This is a genomic window from Enterobacter sp. 03-F-07-AD-ECC (assembly GCF_047530935.1).
Taxonomy (GTDB): Bacteria; Pseudomonadota; Gammaproteobacteria; order Enterobacterales; family Enterobacteriaceae; genus Enterobacter; species Enterobacter cloacae.
Genome location: NZ_JBLKBZ010000015.1, coordinates 88,860 through 100,683 on the forward strand (window position 1 = coordinate 88,860; position 11,824 = coordinate 100,683).

The window sequence follows — 11,824 nt, forward strand, 5'->3', positions numbered from 1 at the left end:
TTACTCGTGGGGAGGGGCGTTTTTACTGCCTGAGTAAATGAAAAACAGCGCAATACCCAGGCAGAGGACAGCGGCCAGTCGGCTCATCGAAAACGGAATGGCCGCATTGCCCAGCCAGCCAAAGTTATCAATCAGCATACTCATGGTGAGCTGACCAAAAATCACCGCGACCGTGGCGACGGCGGTGCCGATGCGCTGCACCGCCACGACCATGATCACAATGTACGGCACGCCAAACATCGCCCCGAGAAGCTGCCATTTCGGCACGTCCAGCAGGGTGACTGTCTGTTTTGGTTCAAAGAAAAAAATCAGCAAGGCGGTGACCAGCGCGCCAACGGAGAACGTCAGGAACGCGCTTTTGAATACGCCCACGCGGCTGCCAAGTTGCCCGTTGATCGCCGCCTGAACGCTTAGCGTCGCGCCGCCGCACACGGCCAGAATAATCATCATCAATGTCATCGTGTTACCCCTGTGCGACAAGAATCAGTGCCGCAATAATAAAACCCAGCGCGACGACCCGTTTCGCGTTGATCTTCCTGTGCGGTGTGCCCAGCAGACCGTAATGGTCGATCAGCAGGCTTTTAAAAACCTGCCCCGCCAGAATGCCAATCATCGTCAGGGCGATGCCGATGGCCGGGGTGGCGAGGGTCAGGATCACCACGTAAACCGGGCCAAGTACCCCGCCGAGCAACTGCCAGCCAGGCTGGGCAAAAAACGACGGGCTGTTGCGCGGGCTGAAGAACAGCATCAGCAGAAACGTCAGCGCGGCGCCGACGCCAAAAATGCTGAACGTGGCCCATAAATCACCGACTTTTCCACCCAGCGGCCCCAGCAGGCCAGCCTCTACGGAAAGCCCCATCCCCCCGGCAATCACCAGTAAAATCAAAACAAGCTGCATTGTTATTCCTCCGTTTGCAGGCGGAGAAGATTACGTCGGTCTGATCATGAGAAAAATGCCATAATGCAGGAAACACCTTTGCAGGATATGCACGAATGTACGACGCCGGGAGCATGAACCTCCGTTCGCTGAAGATTTTTATCGCGGTTTTTGAAGCCGAAAATTTTTCCGTGGTCGCGCGCCGCGAGGGCCTTTCTGCCTCGCAGGTTTCGCGCATCATCCACCAGCTTGAGGACGCGCTCGGCCAGCAGCTTTTTTACCGCAATACCCGGGCGGTGATCCCCACAGAAAGTGGTCATCTGTTTATCCGCTATGCCAGGGAGATGATGACGAGTTTTGAGGAGGCTCGTCGTGAGCTGGATGCTCGTTCAACGGAGCCTTCCGGCACGATTCGCATTAATGCACCGGTCTTTTTCGGCCAGCGGCACATTGCGCCAGGGCTGCCTGGTCTGACGGCGCGCTATCCGCGGCTGAATATCGAGCTGACGCTGACCGATGATTTTATCGACCCGCACAAGAATGCCGCCGACGTGATCTTTCGCATCGGCGTGCTGACGGACTCCACCTTTCACGCGCGCATTTTTGGTCAGCAGCGTTACCATCTGGCCGCCTCGCCGGACTATCTGCGACAGCACGGCGCACCGCAAGGGCCGGACGATCTGGCGCATCATCAATGCCTGGTCTACCGTGGTTCGTCGGGGCCTAACCGCTGGCTGTTGCGCGGTCCGGGGGAGGAGTGGGTTCACTATCCGGTGGTGCCATTAATGACGTCAAATAATGCGGAATCGCTGCTTGCTGCCGCGCTGGGCGGGATGGGAATTGTGCTGTTTCCGGACTGGCTGATTGGCGACCGCCTGCAGCAGGGCGAGCTGGTCGCACTCCTGCCAGGGCTGGAGTGCGCCATTCATACGGAGCCCCTGAATATTGCGGCGATCTACCCAAACGCGCGGCATCCGCCCCTTAACGTCAGGGCGGTGATTGATCATTACGTCGGGTGTTTCGGTACGCCGCTCTACTGGCAAACGCAGGGCAGGTGATTACGCGCCAAGCTCGTTGCGGATAATCGCGGCTCCGGCGCTCAGCGCCTTCAGCTTACCGTTGGCAACCTGACGGGAAAGCGGCGCCATACCGCAGTTGGTTGACGGGTAAAGCTTGTCGGCATCGACAAACTGCAGCGCTTTACGCAGGGTGTCAGCCACTTCTTCCGCGGTTTCAATGGTGTTGGTTGCCACGTCGATGGCGCCTACCATCACTTTTTTGCCGCGGATCAGCTCCAGCAGATCCATCGGCACGCGGGAGTTGTGACACTCCAGCGAGATGATGTCGATATTCGATGTCTGAAGCTTAGGAAACGCCTCTTCATACTGACGCCATTCTGAGCCAAGGGTCTTTTTCCAGTCGGTATTGGCCTTGATGCCGTATCCGTAGCAGATGTGTACCGCTGTTTCGCATTTCAGCCCTTCAATGGCACGCTCCAGCGCCGCAATCCCCCAGTCGTTGACCTCATCAAAAAAGACATTAAATGCCGGCTCATCAAACTGAATGATATCGACACCTGCGGCCTCTAACTCTCTTGCCTCCTGATTGAGGATTTTAGCGAACTCCCAGGCCAGCTTTTCGCGGCTTTTATAGTGCGCGTCGTAAAGGGTGTCGATCATGGTCATTGGCCCCGGCAGGGCCCACTTGATTGGCTTATCCGTGAGCTGGCGTAAGTATTTTGCGTCGTCCACGAACACCGGTTTTTGACGCGCCACGGCGCTGACCACCGTCGGCACGCTCGCATCGTAGCGGTTACGAATGCGCACGGTCTGACGGTTTTCAAAATCCACGCCGCTGAGGTGTTCAATAAAGGTGGTCACAAAGTGCTGGCGCGTCTGTTCGCCATCGCTGACGATATCAATCCCCGCGCGGATCTGCTCATCAAGCGATAAACGCAGCGCATCCTGCTTACCGGCCAGTAACTCCTGATCCTGTAATTTCCACGGTGACCACAGCGTTTCTGGTTGTGCAAGCCAGGTTGGCTTAGGCAGGCTGCCAGCGGTTGACGTCGGGAGCAATGTTTTCATATGTATAACCCTTTTAAATTCGATTAATTAATGCGCGTAGTTATCAGACCACTGCTCGAGTACGTGTTTGTAAGGTTTGATAAATTGTTCTTCCGTGAATTTACCCTGCTCAATGGCCAGCTGGCTGCGTTCGACACGGTCGTAAACAATTTTGGTTAATGAGTGATCCTGCTGATTCAGATCGGGGCGATAGCAGTGTCCTGCTGCCGAGTTAGCGTTATAAATTTCCGGGCGATAGATCTTCTGGAACGTCTCCATCGTGCTGATGGTGGCGATCAGTTCAAGATTGGTGTAATCACTGAGCAAATCGCCGGTGAAGAAGAAGGCAAACGGCGCCACGCTGTTTTCAGGCATGAAATAGCGTACCTTCAGGCCCATTTTCGCGAAGTACTGCTCCGTCAATGACTCGCCATCCGGCGTGTACTCAATGCCCAGCACCGGGTGCTGGTTACCCGTGCGACGATAAGTGTCTTTGCTGGACACGCTCAGGCAAATCACCGGTGCTTTTTTGAAATTCTCCCGGTATTCCGGTGAATTAACAAAATGGCGGAAGATATTGCCGTGCAAGACACCAAACTTCTCCGGAATGGTGAAATGGGGCTGGTTTTTATTATGCTCCAGCAGCAGGACGCTGAAATCGTAATCGCGCACGTAAGAGGAGAAGTTATTGCCGACAATACCGTCGATGCGTTCGTTGGTTTTTTTATCGACGATTGTGGTTTGCAATATTTCAATGGCCGGGAAGGTTTTCTCCGCACCAATATTCAGATCCACAGAGACGATCTCAAGCTCGACCGCGTAACGATCGGCATTGGGGTTATCCCAGCGCGCCAGGGCGTTAAAGCGGTTATTGATCATCACCAGAGTATTACGCAGGTTCTCCTGACGCTTTTCCCCGCGGGCGAGGTTGGCAAAGTTGGTGGTCGTACGCGTATTCTCTGACGGGTTATAATTTTCATCGAAGCAACTGCGCTTAAGGGTAAATGTAAAAGCTTTACTCATCTTGGTTATGCATCCTAAGTTCATGTTGCCAGGAAGTTATCAATGCATAATTTATGCCTGACGCGGTGGCGCAGGGGAAGTGACTTAATTTCACAGCAACATGAGCGAACTTCATGAAGGCTCAAGGGGCATGCGCCCCTTGATGTCAGGCTGAAGGGCGTTCGTTCCAGGCGTCGCTGTGCATGATGTTCCCATCGACGATACGCCAGGTAATTTTTTCATACTGCAGGCTTACGCTTTCAACATGGTTCATTTTATCGTTGGCCGCGATTTTCACGTTCGGCACGCTGCAGTTAACACCGGTGACCTTTACATTCTCCATTAATACGGTGTAATAACAGACCTCCTGTCCAGCATCATTAATATGATAGAACTTAATTTCAGCACTTTTTAGCGCTTGCCCGGTAGATGCTGCTTTATAGAGATAGGGCGTGGAGCTATCAACTTCCTTTTCAATCCGCATGGAAGAATGTTGACGCGTGCCGGTGATCTTGCCATTAGCACTATCTACCGGGAGGTTTAGACCATGACTTAGCCCTATGATCTCAATGCTACCTTCACGGTCCTGAACGTCTACGGATCCTTTAATATGTGCTCCGCCATCGTCTTTTAGCCATATATAGGGGGGAATTGGCATTCTTTATTTCCTTATTCTATTGATTAGCAGCATTATTAATCGGTAAATAACCGTAGTAAGGGTAAATACAGTTAAAATATCGATATACGTATAGGTGTCATAAAGTGTTTCAGCATTAACATCACCATAAATAAAATCACATATGGAAGAAGCCACGTCATGATTAAGATAGAATTCAGCAGGCTCCAGCGTGCGACCTACCATCAGGCTAATGAGTAGAAACCCGATCGTTTTGAATAGTCTGATGCTCCATTTACGGGCAGGTGTTGGTATAGCCACTATTAATCACCTCAACCCAGCCGCGTGCCATAAGTGAACGCATACAGGGAACCTGAATAAGTTCGGTACTCATCAGAGCATTGCGGATCAATGCGTAATCAGAATTATGGGCAATCGTGATACATCCTTCTGATTGCGTACCCGGATGCAAACGAAATAATCCACGATATACGTTATCAATCCAGGTTCCATCGTCGATACCCCAGTCATCCTTGTACAGAGCAAACCACTCATCACGGCCAAACTCTGCACCGGATCGGACTTTGTTCCACTGGTCCTGCAACTTAGCTTTTAACCCTGATATGAAGCCACCGGTTCCTCTGTCAACTATCCAGTATTTTCCCGGAGGAATAGGTCCCGAGCCTTTAACAGCGCCACATAGTCCATTGTTTCGATAGATTCCCTGCCCGGAATGCGCCATAAACACGCCTACACCGTGCAGGTTAAAAGGCGCATAGTCAGCACCGTTAAGCAGCATTGTTCCTTTTAAGGCCATATTTTCTCCGTACCCTTATAATAAGAGAAAGGCAGCCTACGCCTGTAGAGGGTACAGATACTGAACTCACATCATATTTATGAGTTGCTCATTTTTTTTAAGAAAATGACCTGACAATTTTTAATCACTCGTTAGGCGTTAACGTTAATAAATGCTGAATGAATAATGAACCAGCCTCAGGCAACTAAACGCCATGCCTACTTCTCTAACACACGCTCCGCAATTCCCGCTATAATCCCCAAAATTTCCAACCGGTTTAAACACACTCATGACAAAACTCACCTTACAAGAGCAGATGCTGAAAGCGGGCTTAGTCTCCAGCAAGAAAATGGCCAAAGTTCAGCGCACGGCCAAGAAATCCCGCGTGCAGGCGCGTGAGGCCAGAGAGGCGGTAGAAGAGAACAAAAAAGCGCAGCTTGAGCGTGACAAACAGTTGAGCGAGCAGCAAAAACAGGCCGTGCTCGCCAAAGAGTTTAAGGCGCAGGTGAAGCAGTTGATTGAGATGAACCGCATCACGGTGGCAAAAGGCAACATCACCTTTAACTTCACCGACGGCAATCTGATCAAAAAAATCGAGGTGGATAAGGCAACCCAGACCCAGTTGATTAACGGTCGTCTGGCCATCGCGCGTCTGGTGATTAACGCTAACGGCGATTGTGAATATGCCATTATCCCGGCGGTGGTGGCGGATAAAATTGCCCAGCGCGATGCCGACAGTATTGTGCTAAACAGCGCCCTGAGTCAGGAAGAGCAGGATGAAGACGATCCGTATGCCGATTTCAAAATCCCTGACGATTTGATGTGGTAATACGGCTCAGAACGGTGCGGCGTGACGGGCGTTAACCGGCTCGCCGCTCACCGGATGAATAAAATTCAACTGACTGGCATGCAGCATCAGCCTCGGCGTTGTTCCGCTGCCAGGCCACGTCCGTCCCCCATATAAATCGCAGCCTAAAATCGGGTGGCCCAGCAGCTGACAGTGAATGCGCAACTGGTGGGTTCGCCCCGTTTCAGGCGTCAGTTCTACCCGCGTGAGCGGCATCGCCGCGTTTTGATGCAGGCGTTCCACCACCCGATAGCGTGAACGGGCGGGTTTGCCGTTAACGGCACAGATCGACATCAGCGGAAACAGCGCCGGGTCTTTGGCAATCGGCGCGTCAATTATCCCTCCATTGTTTTCCAGGTGGCCGCAAAGCAGGGCGCTGTAGACTTTTTTCACGCTGCGCTGGCTGAACTGCTGACACAGGGCGGCGTTGATCGACTTATTACGTGCAATCACCATCAGGCCGGACGTGCCAAAATCCAGGCGATGCACCAGCGTGCAGCCAGGAAAGTTTTGAACCAGACGATAGTGCACCGAATCGAGATTTTGCGGATTTTTACCCGAGAGGCTAAGCAGACCGGAAGGTTTATTGATCAGCAGCAGATGTTCATCCTGCCAGAGGATCTCAATGTCGTCATGACACGGTGGGGCTATAAAAGAATCAATAATCGCAGACATCAGGCCGCCCGGCTGGAGAGTGGGAGCGGATGATAACGAAATGCGGGAGAAAAGAAAAACCCTCTCACCGGGCGGTGAGAGGGGGAAATCTTAGGCAGCCACCAGGCTGTCGATCGCGGCTTTCGCGTCGGTCTGTGCTTTGGTCGCCACTTCAGGACCGTAAGCGATACCTTCTGCAAACACGAAGTTCACGTCGGTGATCCCGATGAAGCCCAGGAACAGGCTCATGTACGGCGCAACCAGATCGGTTGGGGTATCTTTATGAATACCGCCACGGCTGGTCAGCACGATGGCACGCTTGCCTTTCACCAGACCTTCCGGGCCATTTTCGGTGTAACGGAAGGTAACACCAGCGCGAGCCACCAGGTCGAAGTAGTTCTTCAGCTGGGTTGGGATGTTGAAGTTGTACATTGGGGCGTTGATCACGATAACGTCGTGCGCCTGCAGTTCAGCAATCAGCTCATCAGAGAGCGCCAGGGCTTCCTGCTGGCGTGGGCTCAGCGGTGCATCGCTTGGACGCAGCGCGCCAACCAGCTCGCCATCCAGCACAGGAATTGGGTTTGCAGCCAGGTCACGCACGGTGATTTGGTCTGCGGAATGGTGTTCACGCCACTGTTCAACGAAGTAATCAGACAGCTGACCAGACTGAGAGTACCCTGCCAGAATACTGGATTTCAAAACTAATACTTTGCTCATGGGTGATTCCTGTTTTGCATTTGATTGAAGGGGGTTGCCCCGTTGCTTGTTGACACTTTATTCACAATCCTGCCACAGAGATAGCGCAATATATCGAAGCCTATGTTCGAATTTTTTGAATAAGGCGTGGAAAGCGCTGATGTGGTACTCTATAGCAATCATTACTAAGAGATTTTATCCGGCAGTGCACTGCCCGTTAATGCTATGACAGAACAACAAAAATTGACCTTCCCGATGCTCCTGCAACAGCTTGATTCACTGATGTTGCGCGATAAACAGCGCTTTGCTCGCCGCTTGCACGGGGTGAAGAAGGTTAAAAATCCTGATGCACAACAGGCCATTTTCCAGGAGATGGCGAAAGAGATTGAACAGGCGGCAGGGAAAGTTGTGCTGCGCGAAGCGGCTCGTCCGGCAATTACCTATCCGAAAAATCTGCCCGTCAGTCAGAAGAAGCAGGAGATCCTCAACGCCGTGCGCGACCACCAGGTGGTGATCGTGGCGGGGGAGACCGGCTCGGGTAAAACCACACAGCTGCCAAAAATCTGTATGGAGCTCGGCCGCGGAGTGAAGGGCCTGATTGGTCATACCCAGCCGCGTCGTCTGGCGGCGCGTACCGTGGCGAACCGTATTGCCGAGGAGCTGCAAACGGAGCCGGGCGGCTGCATCGGTTATAAGGTGCGTTTCAGCGACCATGTGAGCGATAACACCATGGTCAAGCTGATGACCGACGGTATCCTGCTGGCGGAAATTCAGCAGGATCGTCTGCTGATGCAGTACGACACCATCATTATTGATGAGGCGCACGAGCGCAGTCTGAACATCGACTTCCTGCTCGGCTACCTTAAAGAGCTACTGCCGCGTCGCCCGGATCTGAAAATTATCATCACCTCCGCGACCATCGACCCGGAGCGTTTCTCAAAACATTTCAATAACGCACCGATTATTGAAGTCTCCGGCCGTACCTATCCGGTAGAAGTGCGCTATCGCCCGATCGTGGAGGAGGCGGAGGATACCGAGCGCGACCAGTTGCAGGCAATTTTCGACGCCGTTGACGAACTGGGCAATGAGAGCGCGGGCGACATTCTGATCTTTATGAGCGGCGAGCGTGAGATCCGCGATACCGCCGACGCGCTCAGCAAGCGCGATCTGCGCCACACGGAAATTTTGCCGCTTTACGCTCGTCTCTCTAACAGCGAACAGAACCGCGTGTTCCAGCCGCACAGCGGGCGCCGCATCGTGCTGGCAACCAACGTGGCGGAAACCTCGCTGACCGTGCCGGGCATCAAATATGTGATTGATCCGGGTACGGCGCGTATCAGCCGCTACAGCTACCGCACCAAGGTACAGCGTCTGCCGATTGAGCCGGTTTCACAGGCGTCGGCCAACCAGCGTAAAGGGCGCTGTGGACGTGTGTCGGAGGGGATCTGTATTCGTCTCTATTCAGAAGACGATTTCCTCTCCCGCCCGGAGTTTACCGACCCGGAAATCCTGCGCACCAACCTGGCTTCCGTCATCCTGCAGATGACCGCGCTGGGGCTGGGCGATATCGCCGCTTTCCCGTTTGTCGAAGCGCCGGACAAACGCAATATTCAGGATGGCGTACGCCTGCTGGAAGAGCTGGGGGCGATCACCACCGACGAGCAGGCTACCGCGTATAAACTGACGCCGCTGGGACGGCAGCTCAGCCAGTTGCCGGTGGACCCGCGTCTGGCGCGCATGGTGCTGGAAGCGCAAAAACACGGCTGTGTGCGCGAGGCGATGATCATCACCTCGGCGCTCTCCATTCAGGATCCGCGTGAACGGCCAATGGACAAACAGCAGGCGTCGGATGAAAAACACCGTCGCTTCCACGACAAAGAGTCGGATTTCCTTGCCTTCGTGAACCTGTGGAACTACCTCGGCGAGCAGCAGAAAGCGCTGTCTTCTAACCAGTTCCGCCGTCAGTGTCGCGTGGATTTCCTCAACTACCTGCGCGTGCGCGAGTGGCAGGATATCTACACCCAACTGCGCCAGGTGGTGAAAGAGCTGGGTATTCCGGTGAACAGTGAACCGGCGGAGTACCGCGAGATTCACATCGCATTGCTGACCGGACTGCTGTCCCATATCGGCATGAAGGACGCCGAAAAGCAGGAGTATACCGGTGCGCGCAACGCCCGTTTCTCCATCTTCCCCGGCTCCGGGTTGTTCAAGAAACCACCCAAGTGGACCATGGTTGCTGAACTGGTGGAAACCAGCCGTCTGTGGGGGCGTATTGCCGCGCGTATCGATCCGGAATGGGTGGAGCCGGTGGCGCAACACCTGCTGAAACGCTCATACAGTGAACCGCACTGGGAGCGCGCGCAGGGGGCGGTGATGGCAACCGAAAAAGTGACCGTCTACGGTCTGCCGGTGGTGGCCGCGCGTAAGGTCAACTACAGCCAGATTGACCCGGCGCTGTGCCGCGAGCTGTTTATCCGCCACGCGCTGGTGGAGGGCGACTGGCAGACCCGTCACGCCTTCTTCCGTGAAAACCTCAAGCTGCGTGCCGAAGTGGAAGAGCTGGAGCACAAATCCCGCCGTCGCGACATTCTGGTGGATGACGAGACGCTGTTCGAATTTTACGACCAGCGCATCAGCCACGATGTCATTTCCGCCCGTCACTTTGACAGCTGGTGGAAGAAGGCCAGCAAAGAGACGCCGGATCTGCTCAACTTTGAAAAGAGCATGCTGATTAAAGAAGGGGCGGAGTCGGTCAGTAAGCTCGACTACCCGAACTTCTGGCATCAGGGCAACCTTAAGCTGCGGCTGACCTATCAGTTTGAGCCGGGAACGGACGCGGATGGTGTCACCGTTCATATCCCGCTGCCACTGCTAAACCAGGTGGATGAGAGTGGATTTGAGTGGCAAATTCCCGGCCTGCGCCGCGAACTGGTGATTGCGCTGATCAAATCGCTGCCGAAACCGGTGCGGCGTAACTTTGTTCCGGCCCCTAACTACGCCGAAGCGTTTTTAGGCCGCGTCACGCCGCTGGAACTGCCGCTGCTGGATGCGCTGGAGCGTGAGTTCCGCCGCATGACCGGCACCACGATCGACCGCGAAGACTGGAACTGGGATCAGGTGCCCGATCACCTGAAAATCACCTTCCGCGTGGTGGACGATAAAAACAAGAAGCTGCAGGAAGGCCGTTCGCTCACCGCGCTGAAAGAGGCGCTGAAAGGCAAAGTGCAGGAGACCTTGTCCGCGGTGGCGGATGATGGGATTGAGCAGAGCGGGCTGCACATCTGGAGCTTTGGTCAGCTCCCGGAAAGCTACGAGCAAAAACGCGGTAACTACAAAGTGAAGGCCTGGCCTGCACTGGTGGATGAGCGCGACAGCGTGGCGATCAAGCTGTTTGATAACCCGCAGGAACAGCAGCAGATGATGTGGCGCGGGCTGCGCCGCCTGCTGCTGCTCAACATCCCGTCGCCGATCAAGTATCTGCACGAGAAGCTGCCGAACAAAGCCAAGCTGGGGCTGTACTTTAACCCGTACGGCAAAGTGCTGGATCTGATCGACGACTGCATCTCCTGCGGCGTGGACAAGCTGATCCACGAGGCGGGCGGTCCGGTCTGGTCAGAAGAGGGCTTTGCTCAGCTTCATGAAAAGGTACGCGCGGAGCTGAACGACACCGTGGTGGATATTGCCAAACAGGTCGAGCAGATCCTCACCACCGTGTTCAATATCAACAAACGCCTGAAAGGGCGCGTGGATATGACCATGGCGCTGGGGCTGTCGGATGTCAAAGCGCAGATGGCGGGCCTGGTGTACCGAGGCTTTGTCACCGGCAATGGCTTCAACCGTCTCGGCGATACGCTGCGTTACCTGCAGGCGATTGAAAAACGGCTGGAGAAAATGGCCATCGATCCGCATCGTGACCGTGCCCAGATGCTGAAAGTGGAAAACGTGCAGCAGGCGTGGCAGCAGTGGTTAAACAAACTGCCACCGGCACGTCGTGACGATGAAGACGTTCAGGCGATCCGCTGGATGATCGAAGAGTTACGCGTCAGCTTCTTTGCCCAGCAGCTCGGTACGCCATATCCGATTTCGGATAAACGTATTTTGCAGGCGATGGAGCAGATTTCGGCTTAACACCCTATTTTCTCCCTCTCTCTCCGGGCTGAGGGATCCCCATAAATAATGCCTGCACAGACGGCCCCCTCTCCCTTTGGGAGAGGGCTGGGGTGAGGGGGAACATACGGCTGTGGAGGTCATTCCGTTCACTTTATGTTCC

At 54.3% G+C, this 11,824-nt stretch carries 11 protein-coding genes; 3 read left to right on the forward strand and 8 right to left on the reverse strand.

Translation table 11 applies throughout. From position 1 onward, the window contains the following. Both ACMWKA_RS18995 and ACMWKA_RS19000 read right to left on the reverse strand, forming a co-directional pair. Entirely contained in the window at window positions 1-459 is a 459-nt protein-coding gene (locus ACMWKA_RS18995) for a DMT family transporter (RefSeq protein ID WP_062729568.1), read from the reverse strand. A 4-nt stretch (window positions 460-463) separates the two neighbouring features. Beyond that, window positions 464-898: a DMT family transporter gene (locus tag ACMWKA_RS19000; protein ID WP_058660712.1), complete on the reverse strand. Its 435-nt coding sequence runs from the start codon at window positions 896-898 to the stop codon at window positions 464-466. A gap of 95 nt (window positions 899-993) precedes the next feature. Between ACMWKA_RS19000 and ACMWKA_RS19005 the strand changes: the two genes are divergently transcribed. After that, window positions 994-1,935: a LysR substrate-binding domain-containing protein gene (locus ACMWKA_RS19005; RefSeq protein ID WP_414760512.1), complete on the forward strand. Its 942-nt coding sequence runs from the start codon at window positions 994-996 to the stop codon at window positions 1,933-1,935. On the opposite strand, the gene ACMWKA_RS19010 is transcribed toward ACMWKA_RS19005, so the two are convergent. The 4 genes from ACMWKA_RS19010 to ACMWKA_RS19025 all read right to left on the reverse strand — a co-directional run bounded on the left by ACMWKA_RS19010 (window position 1,936) and on the right by ACMWKA_RS19025 (window position 5,378). Next, window positions 1,936-2,964 (reverse strand): methionine synthase, encoded by a 1,029-nt coding sequence (locus tag ACMWKA_RS19010; protein ID WP_045295212.1) that lies wholly within the window; start codon window positions 2,962-2,964, stop codon window positions 1,936-1,938. A gap of 27 nt (window positions 2,965-2,991) precedes the next feature. Then, complete coding sequence (locus ACMWKA_RS19015; RefSeq protein WP_414760513.1) at window positions 2,992-3,966, reverse strand: DUF1852 domain-containing protein; 975 nt, start codon at window positions 3,964-3,966, stop codon at window positions 2,992-2,994. A gap of 145 nt (window positions 3,967-4,111) precedes the next feature. Further along, complete coding sequence (locus tag ACMWKA_RS19020; RefSeq protein WP_414760514.1) at window positions 4,112-4,603, reverse strand: Hcp family type VI secretion system effector; 492 nt, start codon at window positions 4,601-4,603, stop codon at window positions 4,112-4,114. Window positions 4,604-4,856: 253 nt separating this feature from the next. Further along, window positions 4,857-5,378, reverse strand: coding sequence for a DUF2778 domain-containing protein (locus ACMWKA_RS19025; RefSeq protein ID WP_047351759.1), 522 nt, complete (start codon window positions 5,376-5,378; stop codon window positions 4,857-4,859). A 268-nt stretch (window positions 5,379-5,646) separates the two neighbouring features. Between ACMWKA_RS19025 and ACMWKA_RS19030 the strand changes: the two genes are divergently transcribed. Further along, complete coding sequence (locus ACMWKA_RS19030; RefSeq protein ID WP_013096708.1) at window positions 5,647-6,186, forward strand: DUF2058 domain-containing protein; 540 nt, start codon at window positions 5,647-5,649, stop codon at window positions 6,184-6,186. 6 nt (window positions 6,187-6,192) lie between these two features. Here the strand turns inward: ACMWKA_RS19030 and ACMWKA_RS19035 are convergent, their stop codons facing one another. Both ACMWKA_RS19035 and azoR read right to left on the reverse strand, forming a co-directional pair. After that, window positions 6,193-6,879 carry an RluA family pseudouridine synthase gene (locus ACMWKA_RS19035; protein ID WP_097533483.1) on the reverse strand — a complete coding sequence of 229 codons (687 nt, stop codon included), beginning with the start codon at window positions 6,877-6,879 and terminating at the stop codon, window positions 6,193-6,195. A gap of 90 nt (window positions 6,880-6,969) precedes the next feature. Further along, window positions 6,970-7,575: an FMN-dependent NADH-azoreductase gene (azoR, locus tag ACMWKA_RS19040; RefSeq protein ID WP_013096706.1), complete on the reverse strand. Its 606-nt coding sequence runs from the start codon at window positions 7,573-7,575 to the stop codon at window positions 6,970-6,972. A 204-nt stretch (window positions 7,576-7,779) separates the two neighbouring features. Between azoR and hrpA the strand changes: the two genes are divergently transcribed. Continuing rightward, window positions 7,780-11,682, forward strand: coding sequence for an ATP-dependent RNA helicase HrpA (gene hrpA / locus ACMWKA_RS19045; RefSeq protein WP_414760515.1), 3,903 nt, complete (start codon window positions 7,780-7,782; stop codon window positions 11,680-11,682). Window positions 11,683-11,824 lie beyond the last annotated feature (142 nt).